Here is a 21,390-nt window from a genome sequence, read left to right on the forward strand (position 1 = left end):
TAGTCGGGCTCACCGGCCCACTGTCCCCACAGCTGAGTTCTTCACGTCTCATTGGTCCAGACGGGTGACCAGTGCGGACTCGGTGCCGCGAAGGTCGAGGTCGGCCAGGGCGATGGCGATGGCTTCCCGTACGATGCGTCCTCGATCTGCCGCCACCCCTTGGGCACGCAGCTGCAGACGTGCATTCTCCAGTGCCAGGAGTTCCTCGGTACTGACGTAGACGGTGATCTTCTCATCATGACGTACCCGTCCGCTACCCCGGCGGGATCCGGTCGTGCCCCTCGTGGCCGAGCTGTTCGTGGTGGCAGCACGAGAATCCTCGGTGGATCCTTGTGCGTCCGCCGAGGCATCCGCAGCAGCGGTCTGCCGTGTGCCATTGCCGGACCGTGCCGAGGCATCTGGATCCGAGGATGTGCGCTGCTCGACATCGTCAAGGCCATCATGTGCCTTGTCGGTGTCACCGAAGGAATTGTGCTTGGCTGTGGACCGGAAGAGTTCCGAGGCCCCTGGGAGGCTCACGCGGCGGTTTGACACCGTGTCAGCACCTCCTTGGCGAGATCACGATAAGCATCGGCCGCCGGCGACTTGGGGGCATAGGTGGTGATGGGCTCGCCAGCCACCGTCGTCTCGGGGAATTTGATGGTGCGCTTGATGACGGTATGGAAGACGACATCACCAAAAGCCTGGACGACGCGCTCCATGACCTCACGGGCGTGCAGGGTACGCGAGTCGAACATCGTGCCAAGAATACCGAGGATCTTGAGATCGGGATTGAGACGATCCTGCACCTTCTCGATGGTGTCGGTGAGCAGGGCAATACCACGCAGAGCGAAGAACTCACACTCCAAGGGCATGATGACCCAGTCGGAGGCAGTGAGGGCATTGATCGTCAGCAGCCCCAGGGACGGTGCACAGTCGATGAGAATGACGTCATACTCATCACGCACCCGATCAATGACCCTCTTGAGGGTCTGCTCACGGGCCACCTCACTGACGAGCTGCACCTCCGCCGCCGACAGGTCGATGTTGGCCGGAAGTAGGTCCATGCCCTCGATGACGGTGTCGGTGATGACATCGTGCGGATCTCCCTGCCGAGACATGAGCAGGGTGTAGATGGATTCATCGAGGGTGTGCGGATTGACGCCCAGACCCACCGAGAGTGATCCCTGCGGGTCGAAGTCGACGAGCAGCACCCTGCGGCCGTACTCGGCCAGGGCCGCGCCGAGATTGATGGTCGTCGTCGTCTTGCCGACGCCACCTTTCTGGTTGCACATCGAGATGACCATGGCGTGTTGGGGGCCATCGGGCACCGGAGCAGGGTCGGGGAGGTCTGGTAATGGCCGACCCGTGGGGCCGATCGAGTTCTCAGCCGCTTCGATGGCCTGTTGCCCAGGCCCGGGCACGCGAATCAGCGGTTCCGGTGACGGTTCGGACACCTTGACCTCCTTGGACGACGAGCCGGTACTCACCGGTCAATGTCCAACCCTAGTATGTTCCCGAAAAAATCGACGCCTGCCGGCCCCTCGATTCGGTGGACACGGCGCTCCACCCGTCAGTTCTCGGTGGGCGGGCGTGACACCGCCCGGGGATGCGAGCTGCGATAGACCTCACGCAGATGCTCTGCCGTCACCATCGTGTAGATCTGGGTCGTCGTCACCGAGGCGTGCCCCAGCAACTCCTGGACGACGCGTACGTCCGCGCCTCCGTCGAGCAGGTGCGTGGCATAGGAGTGCCGCAAACTGTGGGCCGACATGTGCGTCGTGACACCAGCCGATCGCGCCGCACGCTGCATGATGGCCCACGAACTCTGCCGTGACAGCCGCGAGCCGCGGGAATTGAGCAGGAGTGCCGGGGTGGCGGCGCCGCGATCCGCCCAGGTGGGACGCCCACGCACCAACCAGGCCTCCACGGCCTCCAACGCATAGTGGCCCAACGGAACGACTCGCTCCTTGTTGCCCTTGCCGATCAATCGAAGTCCAGAGCTGGGGTCGGCACGTACCCCGCGCAGATCGTCGACATCGAGCTGACAGACCTCGCTGATCCGTGCGCCGGTGCCGTAGAGCAACTCGAGCAATGCCCGATCCCGCAGCCCCTCAACGGTGGAGGTGTCGCAGGAGGCGAGCAGGGCCTCCACCTCCGCGATGCTGAGCGCCTTGGGAAGCCGTTTGGCCGGGGCGCCCGGAGTGACGGTCTTGGCGACGTCGTCGCTCACCCATCCCTGGGCGAGGGCGAATTTGTGCAGGTTGCGCACGGCCACGACGGTACGCGTCACCGACGAGGGAGCAAGCCCCCGGTCGGCAAGCTCACGGGCGAACTCGGCGACGTCCGGGCTGGTGGCTCCGGCAAGCCCATTCACCCCACGGCCAGCCAGGAACTGGGAATACTTGGCCAGGTCACGGCGATAGGCCGCGACGGTGTTGCCGGACAGGCCACGTTCCACGACCAGGTGCTGCAGGTAGTCACTCACCTGGTCGTCGATGGGACGGTGACCACCAGCAGATCTGCCTCCAGCAGCTGGAACGGATCCGGGCAGCGAGCTGGGGCCAGACACCGCAGCTGGCCTGCCCGTGGAGCCTGAGCCGTCCGTGGTGTGCGTGTGCCCCATCGCCGTGGCATCCCCGGCGGGCGGGGGGGACGGTGTCGACGTCGTCCGGAGTTGAGCGGTGGAGTGAGGCTGTGGGGAGTTCAGCGGGCTCGCCGCCGATCCATCACCGACCACGGACTGTGCGCTGGACGCAGATCGTCCAGCCTGCCCTGCGCCTTGGCCAGAGCCGTCGCCAGCACACCGGTGACCAGGGTGGGTGACTGACACTGCCCATCCTGTATCGCTGCCACCAGGTCGTCCAGGGGTTCCCAGTCGGCCGTCATGAGACGCTCCTCCCCCTCCGGGACGAACCCGTCCGGGCGTGGGGCCGGGCTCAGGTCCCTGGCCAGATAGATGCGCAACGCCTCCTGACATCCCCCGGGAGTGGTGACGATGTCGAGGAGTACCTGCCAGTCCGCGGCCGCGAGCATCGCCTCCTCGGCGAGTTCTCGTTGGGCAGCAGCCAGGTAGTCCTCCCCGCAGACGTCGAGCAGACCAGCAGGTGGTTCCACCAAGATCATGCGCACCGGGTGGCGGTACTGACGCACCACTGCAACCCTGTCGTGCTCGTCGAGGGCGATGATGCCCACGGCACTGGGGTGGGTGGTGTACTGACGCTGTATCCGCTCCCCGGCCGGGGTGGTGATGGTGTCATTGACGAAATCACACACCCGTCCGGTGGCCAGCACCTCGTGCTCATCCACCTGCCAGGTCTCGGCAGCGTCCCAGCGACTCACTTGGAGTCGTCCTTCCTGCTCGCAGACGCGGATGCCTCCGCCGTGAAACGGTCGGACCGGGACTTCTCGGCCTTGGAGGTGTGCTTGCTGGGTAGCGGGACCTCACGATCCTCTCCCTTGGCCCGCCGTACTGCAGCAGCAGCGAGTCCACGGAACAACGGATGGGCATGGGTCGGACGGCTCTTGAGCTCCGGGTGGGCCTGGGTGGCCACGAAGAACGGGTGGCTGCTGCGCTCCAACTCGACGAACTCCACCAGGGAGCCGTCGGGAGAGGTACCGCTGATGTGCAGCCCGGCGGCCTCGAGACGGTCCCGGTAGGCGTTGTTGACCTCGTAACGATGGCGGTGTCGCTCCGTCACGGTCGTCGTGCCGTACAGGCTGGCCACCAGGGAGTCCTTGTCGAGTTTGGCCGGGTAGGATCCCAGCCGCATCGTTCCTCCGAGATCACCCTTGCCCTCGACGACGTCGACCTGCTCCGCCATCGTCGCGATGACGGGATCGGCGCAGTCCGGATCGAACTCGCTGGAGGCAGCTCCCTCGATCCCCGCCAGGTCCTGGGCCGCCTCGATGACTGCACACTGCAGTCCGAGACACAACCCCAGGAAGGGGATCCGCTTCTGTCGAGCGTGACGAATGGCTCCGATCTTGCCCTCGACACCGCGGATACCGAACCCGCCGGGTACACAGACACCGTCCACGTCACCCAGGTACTGAGCCGCCCCCTGCGGGGTGGCGCAGGAGTCGGAGGCAACCCACTTGACGTTGACCTTGACGCGGTTGGCGTATCCTCCGGCGCGCAGCGCCTCGGTCACCGAGAGGTAGGCATCGGGCAGATCGATGTACTTGCCGACCAGGGCGATCGTCACCTCGCTGGTGGGCTTCTTCACTCGTTCGAGCAGGTCGTCCCAGGTGGTCCAGTCGACGTCGCGGAAGAACAGGTTGAGTTTCTGGACGACGTAGGCGTCCAGCCCCTCACGGTGCAGGACCTTGGGAATGAGGTAGATCGAGGGGGCATCCGGGCACGAGACCACGGCCGGGGTGTCGACGTCGCACATGAGGGCGATCTTGTTCTTGATGCCCTTGACCAGCGGGCGTTCCGAACGGCAGACGATGGCATCGGGCTGGATGCCGACCTGGCGCAGGGCGGCGACCGAGTGCTGGGTCGGCTTGGTCTTCATCTCCCCGGACGGCTTGATGTAGGGCACCAGTGAGACGTGCAGGAAGAAGACGTTCTCCCGTCCGATCTCCTGACGCACCTGGCGAGCAGCCTCCAGGAAGGGCAGGGACTCGATGTCACCCACGGTGCCGCCGATCTCATGGATGACGACATCGGGGTTGCCCTCGTCCATGGCGAGCATTCGCGCCTTGATCTCGTTGGTGATGTGCGGGATGACCTGCACGGTGTCGCCCAGGTAGTCGCCGCGCCGTTCCTTGGCGATGACGGCCGAGTACACCTTGCCTGTGGTGACGTTCGCCTCACCGGAGAGGTTCTCGTTGAGGAACCGTTCGTAGTGGCCGATGTCCAGGTCGGTCTCGGCACCGTCCTCGGTGACGAACACCTCACCGTGCTGGAACGGATTCATCGTGCCCGGATCGACGTTGAGGTAGGGGTCCAGCTTCTGCATCGTGACCTTGAGCCCACGAGCCTTGAGAAGGGAACCCAGGGATGACGCCGTCAGCCCCTTGCCGAGTGAGGAGACGACTCCTCCAGTGACGAACACGTGCCTGCTGCGATGATTTTCGTTGCCCACGGAATTCCAGCCTATCTGATTGACCCCGATGAGTCAGCTCGGGACGATTACCGCACCTGCGTCACCAGGACGCCACCCGACACGTCACCGTGTCGTCTCGATCCCACACCACTGCTGCCTCACAGCCCACCGTCTCGTGATGGCCGGCCGCCCCGGGCAAGGTCCAGCAGCTCGCGAGCATGGTCGACGGCGGTCTGCGAACCGGACATGCCACTCATCATCCGGGCAAGTTCTCGTTCTCGATCCGCCTCGCCGACCTCACGCACCCCCGATCGGGTGATACGCCCGTCATCGGCCTTGGTGACGACCAGATGAGTGTCGGCGAAGGCAGCCACCTGCGCCAGGTGGGTGACGACGATGACCTGGTGGCGGGTGGCCAGGGCTGCCAGTCGGCGTCCGATCTCGATGCCGACGCTACCGCCGACGCCGGAGTCGATCTCGTCGAAGACCAGGGTTCTCCCACTCTCGGTCCCGGCCAGGACGACCTCCAGGGCCAATCGGACCCGGGACAGCTCACCACCGGAAGCGGCCTTGGACAGCGATGCCGGGGCAGCCCCCGAGTTCGCAGCCAGCATGATGGTGACGGCATCGGTGCCGGTGGGGCCCATCGGTGCTTCGTCGAGCTGGAACTCCACCCGGGCCGATGGCATCGCCAGAGCTGCCAGTTCCGGGGTGAGGTCGTGGTGCAGTCGAGCTGCGGTGCGATGCCGGATCGCACTCAGCCGGGAGGCCGAGGCAGCGAGTTGACCTTTGAGTTGCTGCACCTGCTCGGTCAGCTCGTCGACGTCGTCGTCACCGCCGATGAGGTGGTCGAGGTTCTCCCGATCCTGCTGGGTGGTCGTCAACAGATCGTCCAGTGTCGTCGCCCGGGAGCGCAGCAGACGTTGGATGGCGCTGAGCCGTGCCATGACCTCGTCGAGTTCACCGGGCCCGGTGTCGGACTCGGCGGCCAGTCGTGCGACGTCGGCAGCCAGATCGGTGAGGTCGACCTCGATGCCCTGGGCTCGCTGGGCCAGTCCGGCGGCACGTGGGTCCTCGTCCCCCATCGCGGCGAGTTGGGCAGCTGCCTGGCTCACCAGGGCCAGGGCGCCCGGTTGCAGCTCTGCCTCGCCCTGCGCTCCGTTGAGGAACTGGTCGGCCTGCTGCAGCGATTCACGCAGGGTCTGGGCCACCTGCATGTGCCGTGAGGTGGCGAGGAGCTCGTCGTCCTCACCGGGATGCGGATCGACCTTGTCGACCTCGTCGAGGCGGCGGCGGAGCACCTCGATCTGCAGATCCTTCTCGTCTCGTCCAGTGGTGGCCTCGTGCAGCCGAGCCGCCACGTCGGTGTATCGCGACCACAGCTCGTGGTGGTCATGCAGCGCCGCGGCCATCTCCTCTCCTCCAGCTCGGTCGAGCATGAGGAGCTGGTGGGCGGGATCGGTGAGTCGGATCTGCTCGGACTGGCCATGGATGGTGATGGTCTGGGAGGTCAGCGAACCGAGTTGGCCGGCCGTCACCCGTGCTCCACCCAGTACGGCCCGGGAGCGCCGCGACGACAGCACCTGACGGTTGCAGATGACCTCGCCGTCCTCGCACTCCCCGCCGACCTCGGTGACGCGTCGTGCCATCTGCTCGTCACAGGACATGACGGTCTCCACGACAGCACGATCCGTGCCGTGGCGCACCAGACCGGGGTCGGCCTTCTGCCCGAGCAGCAGCCCCAAGGAGCTCACGACCATCGTCTTTCCGGCACCGGTCTCACCGGTGACGGCGGTGAGTGACCCGGCAAGTTCCAAGGAGGCGTCCTCGATGACTCCGAGATTGCGGATGGTGAGTGTGGTGATCATGACGTGGCCTGCCCCTGCCGCCATCCCACGACCGGCAGGGCGAACTTCTTCACCAGCCGCGAGGTGAACGGCTGCTCGGAGAGTCGCGCGATGCGCAGGTTCGCCTCATGGCGCACCACGGTGATCCGGTCACCGGGACGCACCTGACAGCTGCGCCGTCCGTCGCACCACATGATCCCGGAGTCGGCACCGTCAGGTTGGATGTCGATGTCCAGTCGAGCACGTGGGGAGGTAACCAGGGGGCGGGCAAAAAGCGCGTGGGCGGCCACCGGCACCATGAGGATGGCGTCGACGTCCGGCCACATCACCGGTCCCCCGGCGGAGAAGGCGTAGGCCGTGGATCCGGTGGGAGTGGACACCAGGATTCCGTCACAGTTCCACCGCTGCACGGCCAGGCCGTCGATGGAGGCGATGAGGTCGAGCATACGGCGCCTGGACGCCTTCTCCACGCTCAGCTCGTTGGCTGCAAAGGATCTCCAGTGTTCCTCACCAGCGGCGTCGGTGAGGGTGACCTCGAGCACCAGGCGGTCCTCGACGGTGTAGGCACGGTCAATGACCTGGCGCACCAGGGAGTTCATGTCGGAGCGCTCCAGCTCTGCCAGGAATCCGACATGTCCAAGGTTGACCCCCAGCATGGGGACCCGACGGGGAAGGGCCCATTCGGCAGCACGCAGGATGGTGCCGTCTCCCCCGAACACGACGACAACCTCGATACGGCTCTCGCGTGGGTTCACCTCGCTGGGATCGATCGTCGTCAGCGGCACCCCGGGGACCTTCTGCTGCAGGGCGTCGCGTTGATCGGCAAGCACCACGCTGGACACACCCTGCTCGGCGATACCGGCGATGAACTCCCCGGCAGCGTCAAAGGCATCCTCCCGAATGGGATGTGATATCACCGCGACGACTCGGGGCGAGTCGGCAGGCGCATCTGGTCCGGGAACTCTCTGGGATGCTGCTTCACTCACGACGTTAACTCTAGCGGCCGTGGTAATCGTGTGACAGATCGTCGTCCGAGCAAGGCACCGTGTCGAAAGGTGGGGTTTGCAACGAATTCTCCATCATGTCGGCAGCGCCGGGTTCCATGTGGCAACCCCAGGTTCCGTGTCAGCAGCTGCAGGTTCACGTACTGCGCACGACGTGGACGAAGAATTCGCGATTGCCGTCCTGACCCGTGATCCTGCTGGGGGCTGTGCCCATGAGGGTCCAGCCGAGCGCCGATGCCTGCGAGACGACCGTGTCCACGGCTCTGGCCTGCAGCATGGGATCGGTGACGACCCCACGGGCACCAAGGTCCTTCCTGCCCACCTCGAACTGCGGCTTGACGAGCAGCAGCATCTGCGACGCATCGTGGGTTGCTGCGCTCAGTGGCTCCAGAAGCATGGTGAGTGAGATGAACGACACGTCCCCCACGACGAGATCGACCGGCTGCCCGTCGAGGTCATCGAGGGTGAGATCCCGCAGGTTCAGCCCCTCCCGCATGACGACGCGGGGGTCCTCGGCGAGTTGGGGAGCCATCTGGCCGTGTCCCACGTCGATGGCGAAGACGCGCTCGGCGCCCCGGTCGAGAACCACCTGGGTGAATCCCCCGGTCGACGCCCCGGCATCGAGCACCAGAGGTGGCACCGTGACGTCCAGATCGTCAAGACCACCCAGGAGTTTGTACGCCCCTCGGGAGACCCACGGCTCCTGCTCGGCAGTGATGGGGGTGTGTGCGTCCACCGGGGACGACGGCTTGGTGACGACGGATCCCGCCACCCGGACCTTGCCCTCCTTGATGAGCCGGGCGGCAAGGGTGCGTGAGCGCACCAGGTCGCGCGACACCAGTTCCACGTCCAGCCGAGTCATCGGCGCACCACGGGGACCATGCGACATGGTGCACCGCCTCGGCACAGGGACTGGTTCATTCGGTGTCGGGGCACCGAGGTGATCCCCGCCGAAACTTCTGCACAGGTATCGCTCGTGTCAGGCACCACACATGTGAGCGTCATTCCGACACCGCCTCGGCAGTGGCCTCGTTACGAGAGCGTGGGGCACGCTCCTGCTCGTCCTCCCCGAGTCCGCGCGCCTGCAGTGCCTCACCGAGTTCCAGGGCGTGCCCGACGGCACCGACGACGAACGGGATGAGGAATCGCCAGGTCTGTTTCTCCAACCCACGGGCTCGTGCAGCGTCCTTCACGGTGACGAAGGAGGAGAGAAGGTAGGGAATCGTCGTCCACATGATCGCTATGGTGAGGGCAAATTTCTCGGGTTTGGCACCGAGAAGACGAAATGGTCTGGCCACTGCTGCCGTGGCATCCATGATCCGCCCGGGATCGGTGGTGCAGGTGAGCATTCTGGCGGTGTAGATGGCTGCCATGATGGCCCCCACATAGGCCACACCGTTCTGCCATGTGGTGAGGAAGACGTGGTAGACGAGGATGAGGGCATTCATGACCCACAGGGCAGGGCCCAGTCGCAAGGCCGCCCGGGACGGCAGTCTGGCCACGACAAGGACGATGACGACGGCCAGCATGGCGCAGCCAATGGACAGCCACCACCGTCGCCAGGTGAATGGCACGACACCCACCAGGAGGACGACGAGGTATTTCGCCCACAACGGCATCCGGTGGGCCGCACTGTTGCCGGATCGATAGCTGCCCAGATAGTCCCCACCGTGTCCCAGTCGATTCACTGCAGCTGCCCCACCATTCTGCTTCGGTACCGGGCGATGACGGCTGCGGGCTCCCCGTCGTCGACGATCTGCCCGCACTCGACGGCCAGGGCCCGATCGAAGCTGGCCGCCAGTTCCAGATCGTGGGTGCAACACAGGATCTGCTGTTCGAGGCGCTCGAAGGCGATGCGCAGCATCTCCCGATTGCGCAGGTCCAGCAGGGTCGTCGGTTCATCGGCCAGGATGATGTCTGGTTCGACGGCAAGCACGCTGGCCAGGGAGACGAGTTGGCGCTCCCCACCTGACAGGTCGTGGACGGAGCGTCCTGCGATGTCGGAGAGTCCCTGCCTGCCGAGCAGTTCCAGGGCTCGTCGATGACGAGCCCTGCGATCCTTGATGCTGCTGCGCAATGACAACTCCACATCGGCCACCGGAGTGGACATCACCAGTTGGGCCATGGGGTTGGTGAAGACGTAACCCGCCTGTCGCCGGGCCAGTCCCGGGTTGGCCTTCGGCTCTATTCCGTTGACGAGGACGGTGCCGCTGGTGGGTTCGGCCAGGCCGTTGACGAGTTTGAGCAGGGTCGACTTTCCGGCACCGTTGGGGCCGACCACGGCGATGCGGCGCTCGGGTAGGGTGACGTCGACGTCGCGTAGGATGGTGGTGGTGCGATGGTTGCCCTCGACGTCGTACTCGTCAACGCTCAGACTGAGATCGTGGAACTCGATCACGCGATCACTTCGTCATCGGATCGGTAGCCGTCCCCGCAACCGTCGCGCTGGGGTCCTCGCCAGGCCGACCACCGGTGGTGTCGGTTTGGGCGGCGTGTCTGGGGGCTGCGGTGCCGGCGGAGTCGGAACTGTCACGAGCCTGGGAGGTGCTGGCGTTGGGCTGCGTCGTGGTGCCGGCGGGCACGTCGTTGGCAGTACGGGCGGCAGGAAGCAGCCGTGGGAAGGCGGTGAGGACGGCGGCGGCGATGGCCACGGCGATGAGGGCCTTGATGAGGTCGATGAGCAGCAGCGGGCCGTTGGCGGCTAGGGTGGCACCGAATCCCATCTTGGCGAATCCCACCAGGCCCAGCACGCCGCACAGGTAGATGACGAGCAGGTCGACGATGGCGACGAGGTACAGGTGGACCGGCAGCATGGCCTTGCGAGGACGACGGGACAGCATCTGGGTGGCCACGGCACCGGAGACGAATCCGCCGACGACGAATCCCCAGATGTATCCACCAGTGGGTCCGAAGAGGACGCCGGGTCCACTGGACTGCCCGGCGAAGACGGGCAGGCCGAGAGCCCCGACGATGAGGTACAGCGCATTGGCACTGCCGCCGCGCACACCGCCCAGCACGAGTGGAGCGAGCATGACGGCAATCATCTGGATCGCGAACGGCACGGCTCCGATCGCGAACAACGGCGGGATGATGGCAAGGACGGCGATGAGGGCTGCGAAAACCGCGATGAGAGCCAGATCCGTTGCCTGGAAGCGGCGGGATGCTGCCACGATCAATCTCCTAGAAAACGTTGCGATGACGCACGTCCGATCCGACTCAGTTCTCGATCAGACGTGCCAGTCAGCACCGCCACGCGGCGCACCCAGTATCATAGCTTCATCTTGAACACCGTTCAGGACGGGCCACCAAGCTCGGACACGTCCAGCTGCGCTGCGATCAACGCGATGCGCCACGGGCACGGGGATGAACCAGCGCGACTGGCCCAGTGCGGATTGACCCGGCGCAGATCGATTCAGTGCACATTGACCCGGCGCGGATCGGTTCAACCCAGATTGGCCCGGCGCAAATCAACCCACCGCGGGTCGACCCAGCTTGACCCAACGCGAATCGATCCGGCGCGACTCGATTCAGTGCAGCAGGTCGAACACCGACAGAGCGTCGTGGTTCACGGGCACCCTACCCGTCCACACGAGCTCCAGCAGGGCCCGCACCCCGGAAAGCTGGGCTGCCATGTCATGGTTGGTCAGGTCGACCTCGAGATCGCCATCGATCTGGCGTACGAGCTGCCCATCGCACCGTGCCGCGTCGCCGCCGACGACAACTCGCTGGGGTGGCTCGAGGAGCGCACCAAGATCGGCACCGATGTGGTCGGGACGACGGTCAGGATCGGCATCCATGAGGTCGTGCACCCCATGGGCCCCGGTGAGGACGAACAGTGACGTGATGCCGGCATTGCGGGCGCCAAGGATGTCGGTGTCCAACCGGTCCCCGACGAAGATCGGTCGATGGCACCCCAGCCGAGTGCATGTGGCTTCCAGCAGGGGGCGAGCCGGCTTGCCGGCCATCGTCGGTTCCCGATCGACGCAAGCACCCACGACGGCAAGCTGCGCCCCGAGCCCCGGGACCAGCCCGCGATCAGTAGGGCGGGTCATGTCGGGATTGGACGCGTACCAACGCGCACCGGCCTGGACGGCGAAGGCTGCCTCCTCCAACCGCGACCACTCGATGTCCGGGTCATAGCCCTGGATGACAGCCTGCGGATGCTCATCAGCGCCGTGCACCGGGACGAGGCCGCGTTTCCGGGCCAGATCGTCAACATTGGAGGTAGCGGCGATGAGGACCCGGGTCCCCTGCCCCAGCTCGGTGGCGACCAAGGCCGTCACGGCCTCTGCCGAGGAGACGACGTCCGAGGGTGCTGCGGGAATACCCATGTCGGTGAGCTGATCGGCGACCACGGTGGTGGCCCGGGCGGCGTTGTTCGTCACGAAACCCACGCCAACACCGTTCGCCCGCAGCCGGGACATCGTGGCAGGTGCCGCCGGCACGACCTCGGATCCGAGATACACCACGCCGTCCAGGTCGAAGAGCGCAGCATCATGGGAATCGATGAGTGCTTCAGTCATCGGTCTTGTCATCGTCCTCGATCTCGGTGAGGACAACTTCATCCTCTGGTGCCGGATTCAACCCGTCGATGACGTCCACCCGGTCCTGCGCGTCCAGCAGCTTGCCCGGGTCATGGGTCTCGGCACTGGCAAACCAGCGCCGTGCCATCTTCTCGTCCCCGTCGGCAAGCAGTATCTCGGCAAATGCATAGTGCAGACGAGCAACGGCCTCGGTGGGACCAGTCGTCGTGGTGATTGCCTCTCTCAGCAGACGCCGCGCCTCGGCATGCTGACCCAGGTCTTCGCGGGCACCAGCCTTGACGAGTACCAGTTCAACCTGCTGGCTGCCGGACAGGGAGGCCTTTTCGCCGGTCTCGATGAGTTTGAGGGCGGCCAGGGGACGCCCCAGCGCACGCTCACAGTCGGCCATGACAGGCACATAGTTGTCATTGCCGGTCATACGCCGCAAGGCACGGTAGTCATTGAGGGCAGACGCATAGTCACCCGCAGCATAGGCGGTGTCGGCAGCAACTTCACGTAGCACCGGCAACCTGGCAGCCCGGCGCCGGGCAGCCTGGGCATGTGCATTGGCGAGTTCGGGATTCTCGTCGATGAGTTCCGATGCCGCAACGAGATGCCCGGCAATGATGTGCGCGGTGTCGGAGGGCACGCCGCGAAGCTCGGCCTTCACCGAGGCGGGCAGGGCCTTCTCATCAAAGTCGAGGGGAGCCATGGGCTCGTCGTCACGCGGTTGCAGGCCTGGGTGCAGCGGTTCTTCCTCTACTTCGTTGTCCAGACGCGAGTGACGTTGTGAGCTGGCCCGACGATCGACGCCCTTGCGACGGTCATCACGACGCGGGCCACCCTGACGCCGACGATCGTTGTACTGGCCTCGGTCACGACGTCCGCCAGAACGACGGCCGGGGCGAGTCTCGGCGTCACGACGATCGTCATGTGTACGGCCACGTCCTCGCGAACCGCCACCAGCAGATGAACCACCCCGATGGGGCGAGCCACCATGACGACTGGGACGATCCCGGTCGTTGCGCCTACCGTCGGACTGAGGAGAGGAAGAATCTGACATAGCCCTATCTTCTCGCATTGGGACGCACGACACCACTGACACCCTCCCGGGCACGTCGTCCAGGACGCAGCCGAGAGATCACGGGAGAATGTCTGTACATGTGTTTGTGGCTCTCAGCCATACAAGCTGAGAACCACAAACAATATATAAAGTCCGGCAGTGTCCTACTCTCCCACCAGATCCCTCTGGCAGTACCATCAGCGTGGTAAGGCTTAACGACCGGGTTCGGAATGGGACCGGGTGTTTCCCTTACGCTATAACCACCGAAACATCCACAGGGCACACACCCTGAACATGCCACACACCCAACACTCAGGGTGTCTTCCACACCACCTGTCTCGGGTGGTGGAAGGGAGCCACATAGTGGATACGAACACACAGAAAAACTGTTTCGATCAACAAGAAGTTGTTGTGTAACAAGCCCTCGACTTATTAGTACTGGTCAGCTCCACACCTTACAGTGCTTCCACATCCAGCCTATCAACCCGGTCGTCTACCGGAAGTCTTACCAGATTCATCTGCGGGAACCCTCATCTCGAAGCGTGCTTCCCGCTTAGATGCTTTCAGCGGTTATCACAACCCGACGTAGCCAACCAGCCATGCACTTGGCAGTACAACTGGCACACCAGAGGTCAGTCCGTCCCGGTCCTCTCGTACTAAGGACAGCTCTTCTCAAGATTCCTACGCGCGCAGCGGATAGGGACCGAACTGTCTCACGACGTTCTGAACCCAGCTCGCGTGCCGCTTTAATGGGCGAACAGCCCAACCCTTGGGACCGACTCCAGCCCCAGGATGCGACGAGCCGACATCGAGGTGCCAAACCATGCCGTCGCTGTGAGCGCTCGGGCAAGATCAGCCTGTTATCCCCGGGGTACCTTTTATCCGTTGAGTGACGGCACTTCCACAAGCCACCGTCAGATCACTAGTCCCGACTTTCGTCCCTGCTCGACATGTCTGTCTCACAGTCAAGCTCCCTTGTGCACTTACACTCGACACCTGATTACCAACCAGGATGAGGGAACCTTTGGGCGCCTCCGTTACCTTTTAGGAGGCGACCGCCCCAGTCAAACTACCCATCAGGCACTGTCCGTGAACCAGATCATGGCCCAACGTTAGATAACCAGAACGACCAGAGTGGTATTTCACCAACGACTCCACCACCACTAGCGTGACAGCTTCACAGTCTCCCACCTATCCTGCACAAGTCGAACCGATCACCAATACCAAACTATAGTGAAGGTCCCGGGGTCTTTCCGTCCTGCTGCGCGTAACGAGCATCTTTACTCGTAATGCAATTTCACCGAGTTCATGGTGGAGACAGTAGGGAAGTCGTTACTCCATTCGTGCAGGTCGGAACTTACCCGACAAGGAATTTCGCTACCTTAGGATGGTTATAGTTACCACCGCCGTTTACTGGGGCTTAAGTTCACCGCGTCGCCAAAGCTAACAGTTCCCCTTAACCTTCCAGCACCGGGCAGGAGTCAGTCCGTATACATCGTCTTACGACTTCGCACGGACCTGTGTTTTTGGTAAACAGTCGCTTCCCCCAATTCTCTGCGCCCCTCACCGCAACCACCAGCACGTGGCGGCAACAGCTCAGGTCCCCCTTCTTCCAAAGTTACGGGGGCATTTTGCCGAGTTCCTTCACCATGATTCTCTCGATCGCCTCGGTATACTCTACCAATCCACCAGTGTCGGTTTAGGGTACGGGCGGCTCACACCTCGCTCACGAAGCTTTTCTCGACAGCACAGGATCACTCGCTCACCACACAAACATGGCTCGCCATCATGCCTCAACACAACGCCTGACGGATTTACCTACCAGACAGTCCACACATTTAGCCCCGGACAACCATCGCCGGGGACGAGCTACCTCACTGTGTCCCTCCGCAGCTTGTCTACTACATGATCGGTTCACACACTCACGCCACAAGATCACCCCGAAGGGATCACCAGGACACTCGCACGCTTAGCATCACACACCTCGACACGGACGGTGCTACACCGGTACCAGAATATCAACTGGTCGTCCATCGACTACGCCTGTCGGCCTCGCCTTAGGTCCCGACTCACCCAGGGCAGATTAACTTGACCCTGGAACCCTTGGATATTCGGCGGACGGGTTTCCCACCCGTCATTCGCTACTCATGCCTGCATTCTCACTCGCATCCACTCCACAACCCATCACCAGGCTGCTTCACCACGAACACGACGCTCCCCTACCCAACTCAAAAAAAGTTGCCACAGCTTCGGCGGATAACTTGAGCCCCGCTACATTGTCGGCGCGGAATCACTTGACCAGTGAGCTATTACGCACTCTTTCAAGGATGGCTGCTTCCAAGCCAACCTCCTGGTTGTCTACGCAACTCCACATCCTTTTCCACTTAGCTATCACTTAGGGGCCTTAGCTGATGATCTGGGCTGTTTCCCTCTCGACGACGAAGCTTATCCCCCGCCGTCTCACTGCTGCGCTCCACGTGCCGGCATTCGGAGTTTGGCTGGTTTCGGTAAGCTGATAGGCCCCCTAGACCATCCAGTGCTCTACCTCCGACACGAACCACACAACGCTGCACCTAAATGCATTTCGGGGAGAACCAGCTATCACGGTGTTTGATTGGCCTTTCACCCCTATCCACAGCTCATCCCCTCCATTTTCAACTGAAGTGGGTTCGGACCTCCACGACGTCTTACCGACGCTTCATCCTGGCCATGGATAGATCACACCGCTTCGGGTCTAGAGCATGCGACTGACGCCCTTATCGGACTCGCTTTCGCTACGACTACCCCACACAGGTTAACCTCGCCACATACCACTAACTCGCAGGCTCATTTTTCAATAGGCACGCCGTCACCCCACAAGGCTCCGACGGCTTGTATGCGACCGGTTTCAGGTACTATTTCACTCCCCTCCCGGGGTACTTTTCACCATTCCCTCACGGTACTGATACACTATCGGTCACCAAGAAGTATTTAGGCTTAACGGGTGGTCCCGCCAGATTCACGCGACATTCCACGAGTACCGCGCTACTTGGGGCAACCTGAAACCACACATGACACTCACGTCTACGGGACTCTCACCCACTACGGTCCGCCTTCCCAGACGATTCAACTTCACACCACATGCAAGCCGATCCCACGGCAGCAGGATCACACAGGCCCCCACAACCCCGCACATGCAACGCCTGCCGGCTTGAACACACACACGGTTTGGCCACATCCGCTTTCGCTCGCCACTACTCACGGAATCACAATTGTTTTCTCTTCCTACGGGTACTGAGATGTTTCACTTCCCCGCGTTACCTCCCACACCCCTATACATTCAGGGCAGGGTCACCGGACATGACTCCGGACATTCAAGGTTTCCCCATTCGGACATCCCCGGATCACAGCTCGTTTACCAACTCCCCAGGGCTTATCGCAGGTTACAACGTCCTTCATCGGCTCTTGGTGCCAAGGCATCCACCGATCGCACTTAGTAGCTTGTCACACAACAAACAACAAAATCACAAAACAAAAATGCTCGCATCCACTATGCAGTTCTCAACCACCACACGAGACACCCACCACACACCAACGCATGCAGCCACGGCGTTCGCACATCCAGGAAACCACACCAGCCGGCGTGATACCCCAGAACCCCAACAACGTGCCCCACCACAAACGGTGACCACAGCCAACATTCCACAACAAGAACACACAACAGTGCGCCACTTGCTCCTTAGAAAGGAGGTGATCCAGCCGCACCTTCCGGTACGGCTACCTTGTTACGACTTAGTCCTAATCACCAGTCCCACCTTCGACAGCTCCCCCACAAAAAGTGTTAGGCCACCGGCTTCGAGTGTTACCGACTTTCATGACTTGACGGGCGGTGTGTACAAGCCCCGGGAACGTATTCACCGCAGCGTTGCTGATCTGCGATTACTAGCGACTCCGACTTCATGAGGTCGAGTTGCAGACCCCAATCCGAACTGAGACCGGCTTTTTGAGATTCGCTCCACCTTACGATGTCGCAACTCACTGTACCGGCCATTGTAGCATGCGTGAAGCCCTGGACATAAGGGGCATGATGACTTGACGTCATCCCCACCTTCCTCCGAGTTGACCCCGGCGGTCTCCACTGAGTCCCCAACCGAATTGCTGGCAACAGTGGACGAGGGTTGCGCTCGTTGCGGGACTTAACCCAACATCTCACGACACGAGCTGACGACAGCCATGCACCACCTGTGAACCGACCCCAAAAGAGGCACAACCATCTCTGGAAGCTCCCGATCCATGTCAAACCCAGGTAAGGTTCTTCGCGTTGCATCGAATTAATCCGCATGCTCCGCCGCTTGTGCGGGGCCCCGTCAATTCCTTTGAGTTTTAGCCTTGCGGCCGTACTCCCCAGGCGGGGTACTTAATGCGTTAGCTACGGCACAGAATCCGTGGAATGGACCCCACACCTAGTACCCACCGTTTACAGCGTGGACTACCAGGGTATCTAAGCCTGTTCGCTCCCCACGCTTTCGCTCCTCAGCGTCAGGAAAGGTCCAGAGAACCGCCTTCGCCACTGGTGTTCCTCCTGATATCTGCGCATTCCACCGCTCCACCAGGAATTCCATTCTCCCCTACCTTCCTCAAGTCAACCCGTATCGAAAGCACGCTCAACGTTAAGCATCAAGTTTCCACTTCCGACGCGATCAACCGCCTACGAGCCCTTTACGCCCAATAAATCCGGACAACGCTCGCACCCTACGTATCACCGCGGCTGCTGGCACGTAGTTAGCCGGTGCTTCTTCTGCAGGTACCGTCACAAAAAGCTTCGTCCCTGCTGAAAGCGGTTTACAACCCGAAGGCCGTCATCCCGCACGCGGCGTTGCTGCATCAGGCTTGCGCCCATTGTGCAATATTCCCCACTGCTGCCTCCCGTAGGAGTCTGGGCCGTATCTCAGTCCCAATGTGGCCGGTCACCCTCTCAGGCCGGCTACCCGTCGCCGCCTTGGTAGGCCACTACCCCACCAACAAGCTGATAGGCCGCGAGTCCATCCACAACCGCCGGAGCTTTCCAACCCCCACCATGCAGCAGGAGCACATATCCAGTATTAGCACCAGTTTCCTAGCGTTATCCCAAAGTTGTGGGCAGGTTACTCACGTGTTACTCACCCGTTCGCCACTCGTGTACCCCCGAAAGGGCCTTACCGTACGACTTGCATGTGTTAAGCACGCCGCCAGCGTTCGTCCTGAGCCAGGATCAAACTCTCCAATGAAAAAATATCACCAACCCCACACCCAAAAGGCACAGGGCAACGGTGTCAACATGAAGAATCCAAAACACTAACCCAAACAAACAACCAACGAAAAACGTCAATCCGTCCATTTGAATCAATCAAAGGAATCATAATTAAAACGACACACAAAAGTGCATCTATTGACTATGAAAGACACGCTGTTGAGTTCTCAAGCATCACACGCGACCCGCGGAACCGTCTCCCGACAACCCCTTGGGGCACCCGATCAAGTCTACCAGACCGAAACCCGAATGTCAAACCCGGATCCCAGCCCCGGACAACCACACGACCATCCAGACCGGCAAACCGCCTCACGGCGACTCGACCAAGCTTACCAGATCAGATCACCGAAATCAACCCCGGCTCACATCACCAGCCACCACACCAAACAACCCAGAAACCAATCCAGACCACTCGACGCAGCCAGCCACCCTCAGGCAGCCCACCTGACTCTACCCATCAACAATCCCCAAGTCAAACCCGGACCTAAGCGGCTACACACTGCAGACACACCATATCCATGGCCAACCCAAAGAAGAAAGGCAAAACCACACCCCCACAAAACCACCCAGAAACCCGGACAACCCCGCAAGGACTCGGAAAACAATACACACCCTCCGACCAGATGCAAAATCGGCCCCAGGACCAGTGTCCTGAGGCCGATTCGAGATGCAGGTGACGTGGTACTCACTCAGTGTGACGAGCGACGTCCGGTGCCGTGGTGCACACCGCACCACGCATGTGACGTACTCATCTGTGACGACTCATCGTTGTACCGCACCGATCGTCTTCTTGCCGCGTCGCAGGAAAGCCACCCCGCCGGGAAGGAAGTCGTCGCAGGTGAGTGGCTGATCTGCGTCAGTCACCTTGACGTTGTTGAGGTAGGCGCCTCCCTCGCGAACAGCCCGTCGGGCTGCAGACTTCGACTCCACGACACCGGCGAGAACCATGGCATCGGCAACTGTGGGCAGGGTCGGCCCCTGCAACGTCACGGCGTCGACCTCACGCGCGACCGAGCCCAGGGTCGTCTCGTCCAGCTCGTGGAGTTCGGCCTTGCCGAACAGGGCCTGCGCCGCCTTCTCGGCTGCCCTCCTGGCTTCTGGACCATGCACCATGTCCGTGATGTCGTCAGCCAGTGCATGTTGGGCAGCACGTTTCCATGGTTGCTCGGCAGTCTGGCGGGCAAGGTCGTCTATCTCATCGTGCGGACGCGGGCTGAACACCTTGAGGTAGTCGATGACCTTCGCGTCCTCCGCATTGAGGAAGAACTGGTGAAATGCGTAGGCACTGGTGAGTTCTGGGTCCACCCACACCGTTCCCGACTCCGTCTTGCCGTACTTGGTGCCATCGGCCTTGGTGAGCAGCGGAGTCACCAGTCCGTGGACGACGTCGCCGGAGGTACGCCGGATGAACTCCGCCCCGGCGGTGATGTTGCCCCACTGGTCCTGGGCACCGGTCTGGAGGGTGCATCCATAGCGCTCGTGCAGTTCCTTGAAGTCCAACGACTGCAGCAGGACGTAGCTGAACTCGCTGAACGAAATGCCTGAGTCCAGACGTCGGGCCACGACGTCCCGGGCCAGCATGCGGTTGACGGAGAAGTACTTTCCGACATCACGCAGCAGGCGCAGGGCGGAGTACTCACTGGTCCAGTCGTAGTTGTTGACGACCCGAGCGCCTGCCGGTCCGTCCATGTCGACGTACTTGCTCACCTGGGCCTTGAGCGATTCCACCCAACCCTCGACGACCTCGCGATCATTCATCTTGCGCTCGCCCGTCATCTTGGGATCCCCGATGAGGCCAGTTGCCCCACCGACGAGCAACAACGGATGGTGTCCATGCTCCTGCATGGCTCGAACCACCATGAGCTGCATGAGATGACCAATGTGAAGGCTCGATGCAGTGGGGTCGAAGCCCACATAGAAAGTCACCGGCCCCTGGGCGAGATGGCCCGCAAGGGCCTGCCTGTCGGTGGAATCGGCAATCATGCCACGCCACGTGAGTTCGTCCAGGACGCTGTTCACCGGATGATCCTTTCTTCTGGCTCTCTGACCCCTTCACCATACCGGGTCAGTTCGTCGCCCGGTGCGAGTAGGGGGTTTCGTCAGCTGCTCGTGGCTTCGGCGGCAAGTATCGGCGCAGGGGTTGCCGACTCCGCCATCGAGCGGAAGGCCTCGGCCATGTCGGTGGCCCGGATGCCCGACGCGCAGATGATGACGATGGTGTCGTCACCGGCAATCGTGCCGAGAATGGCCTGCGACCCAGCCAGATCAATTGCCGAACCAAAGTACTGGGCAGCACCGGGTGGGGTCTTGAGGACGACGAGAGACTCATTGTTGCGTACTCCGGTGCACAACTCCTTGGTGAGCCGGGCAAGGTGTTCCCAGGCCGGTGATCCAGTCGTCACATCGGAGGGGTGACTTCCCTCACGAATCGTGTAGCGCAGTTTGCCGTTCAGGTCACGCCCGCGTACCGCTCCGATCTCCACCAGGTCCCGTGACAAGGTGCCCTGGGAGACGGTCAGCCCCTCGGCTGCGAGGATCGAGGCCAGGTCCGACTGCGAGGCGACCCGTCCGCACCGTACCAATTCACGGATGCGTGCCTGCCGAGCGGTTCGGGATGCCGGGGCGTGATTGTCCTGGGCCATCATCTCTCC

The 21,390-nt window shown here is 62.4% G+C and carries 15 protein-coding genes, 3 rRNA genes and 1 pseudogene; all 19 read right to left on the bottom strand.

Features of this window, described 5'->3' with window-relative positions:
- Positions 1–48 precede the first annotated feature (48 nt).
- Entirely contained in the window at positions 49–534 is a 486-nt protein-coding gene (locus tag ACP8JZ_RS05285; RefSeq protein WP_371415917.1) for a hypothetical protein, read from the bottom strand.
- A complete protein-coding gene (locus ACP8JZ_RS05290; protein WP_023035185.1) occupies positions 516–1,436 on the bottom strand; it encodes a ParA family protein in 921 nt (306 codons plus the stop codon). Before ACP8JZ_RS05290 ends, ACP8JZ_RS05285 begins: the two co-directional genes overlap by 19 nt.
- A gap of 116 nt (positions 1,437–1,552) precedes the next feature.
- Positions 1,553–2,479: a site-specific tyrosine recombinase XerD gene (gene xerD / locus ACP8JZ_RS05295; RefSeq protein WP_306517738.1), complete on the bottom strand. Its 927-nt coding sequence runs from the start codon at positions 2,477–2,479 to the stop codon at positions 1,553–1,555.
- 206 nt (positions 2,480–2,685) lie between these two features.
- Positions 2,686–3,321: an NUDIX domain-containing protein gene (locus tag ACP8JZ_RS05300; protein ID WP_371415916.1), complete on the bottom strand. Its 636-nt coding sequence runs from the start codon at positions 3,319–3,321 to the stop codon at positions 2,686–2,688.
- Complete coding sequence (gene pyrG, locus ACP8JZ_RS05305; protein ID WP_277101008.1) at positions 3,318–5,072, bottom strand: CTP synthase; 1,755 nt, start codon at positions 5,070–5,072, stop codon at positions 3,318–3,320. Before pyrG ends, ACP8JZ_RS05300 begins: the two co-directional genes overlap by 4 nt.
- A gap of 119 nt (positions 5,073–5,191) precedes the next feature.
- Positions 5,192–6,901, bottom strand: coding sequence for a DNA repair protein RecN (recN, locus tag ACP8JZ_RS05310; RefSeq protein ID WP_484482200.1), 1,710 nt, complete (start codon positions 6,899–6,901; stop codon positions 5,192–5,194).
- Positions 6,898–7,866, bottom strand: coding sequence for an NAD kinase (locus tag ACP8JZ_RS05315; protein WP_051167175.1), 969 nt, complete (start codon positions 7,864–7,866; stop codon positions 6,898–6,900). The genes recN and ACP8JZ_RS05315 overlap by 4 nt, the downstream gene beginning before the upstream one ends.
- 154 nt (positions 7,867–8,020) lie before the next feature.
- The gene (locus ACP8JZ_RS05320; protein WP_306517724.1) at positions 8,021–8,746 is read right to left on the bottom strand and encodes a TlyA family RNA methyltransferase; all 726 of its coding nucleotides are present in this window, start codon (positions 8,744–8,746) and stop codon (positions 8,021–8,023) included.
- Positions 8,747–8,885: 139 nt separating this feature from the next.
- On the bottom strand, positions 8,886–9,503 hold the full coding sequence (locus tag ACP8JZ_RS05325; RefSeq protein WP_484482805.1) for an energy-coupling factor transporter transmembrane component T: 618 nt from the start codon (positions 9,501–9,503) through the stop codon (positions 8,886–8,888).
- A 65-nt stretch (positions 9,504–9,568) separates the two neighbouring features.
- Positions 9,569–10,282 (bottom strand): energy-coupling factor ABC transporter ATP-binding protein, encoded by a 714-nt coding sequence (locus ACP8JZ_RS05330; RefSeq protein WP_484482201.1) that lies wholly within the window; start codon positions 10,280–10,282, stop codon positions 9,569–9,571.
- Positions 10,283–10,487: 205 nt separating this feature from the next.
- Positions 10,488–11,054, bottom strand: a pseudogene (locus tag ACP8JZ_RS05335) (biotin transporter BioY); the annotation flags it as partial.
- 357 nt (positions 11,055–11,411) lie between these two features.
- Positions 11,412–12,407 carry an HAD-IIA family hydrolase gene (locus ACP8JZ_RS05340; protein WP_484482202.1) on the bottom strand — a complete coding sequence of 332 codons (996 nt, stop codon included), beginning with the start codon at positions 12,405–12,407 and terminating at the stop codon, positions 11,412–11,414.
- Positions 12,400–13,119 (bottom strand): hypothetical protein, encoded by a 720-nt coding sequence (locus tag ACP8JZ_RS05345; protein ID WP_410172888.1) that lies wholly within the window; start codon positions 13,117–13,119, stop codon positions 12,400–12,402. The genes ACP8JZ_RS05340 and ACP8JZ_RS05345 overlap by 8 nt, the downstream gene beginning before the upstream one ends.
- Before the next feature lie 47 nt (positions 13,120–13,166).
- Positions 13,167–13,406 (bottom strand): hypothetical protein, encoded by a 240-nt coding sequence (locus tag ACP8JZ_RS05350; protein WP_484482203.1) that lies wholly within the window; start codon positions 13,404–13,406, stop codon positions 13,167–13,169.
- Positions 13,407–13,621: 215 nt separating this feature from the next.
- Positions 13,622–13,738, bottom strand: a 5S ribosomal RNA gene (rrf, locus tag ACP8JZ_RS05355).
- A gap of 144 nt (positions 13,739–13,882) precedes the next feature.
- Positions 13,883–16,956, bottom strand: a 23S ribosomal RNA gene (locus ACP8JZ_RS05360).
- 236 nt (positions 16,957–17,192) lie between these two features.
- A 16S ribosomal RNA gene (locus tag ACP8JZ_RS05365) occupies positions 17,193–18,716 on the bottom strand.
- The 16S, 23S and 5S rRNA genes sit together here, the layout of an rRNA operon.
- Before the next feature lie 785 nt (positions 18,717–19,501).
- Positions 19,502–20,758 (bottom strand): tyrosine--tRNA ligase, encoded by a 1,257-nt coding sequence (tyrS, locus tag ACP8JZ_RS05370; RefSeq protein WP_484482204.1) that lies wholly within the window; start codon positions 20,756–20,758, stop codon positions 19,502–19,504.
- 80 nt (positions 20,759–20,838) lie between these two features.
- A complete protein-coding gene (locus ACP8JZ_RS05375) occupies positions 20,839–21,381 on the bottom strand; it encodes an arginine repressor (RefSeq protein ID WP_306517207.1) in 543 nt (180 codons plus the stop codon).
- Between the last annotated feature and the right edge of the window lie 9 nt (positions 21,382–21,390).

Source organism: Cutibacterium sp. LaCa_286, assembly GCF_057198075.1.

Bases quoted from the DNA above. Each gene is read 5' to 3' on its own strand.
- recN (WP_484482200.1), bottom strand. From the start codon at position 6,901: ATGATCACCACACTCACCATCCGCAATCTCGGAGTCATCGAGGACGCC.
- ACP8JZ_RS05320 (WP_306517724.1), bottom strand. From the start codon at position 8,746: ATGACTCGGCTGGACGTGGAACTGGTGTCGCGCGACCTGGTGCGCTCA.
- ACP8JZ_RS05325 (WP_484482805.1), bottom strand. From the start codon at position 9,503: ATGCCGTTGTGGGCGAAATACCTCGTCGTCCTCCTGGTGGGTGTCGTG.
- ACP8JZ_RS05340 (WP_484482202.1), bottom strand. From the start codon at position 12,407: ATGACTGAAGCACTCATCGATTCCCATGATGCTGCGCTCTTCGACCTG.
- ACP8JZ_RS05345 (WP_410172888.1), bottom strand. From the start codon at position 13,119: ATGGCTCCCCTCGACTTTGATGAGAAGGCCCTGCCCGCCTCGGTGAAG.
- ACP8JZ_RS05350 (WP_484482203.1), bottom strand. From the start codon at position 13,406: ATGGTGGCTCGCCCCATCGGGGTGGTTCATCTGCTGGTGGCGGTTCGC.
- ACP8JZ_RS05375 (WP_306517207.1), bottom strand. From the start codon at position 21,381: ATGGCCCAGGACAATCACGCCCCGGCATCCCGAACCGCTCGGCAGGCA.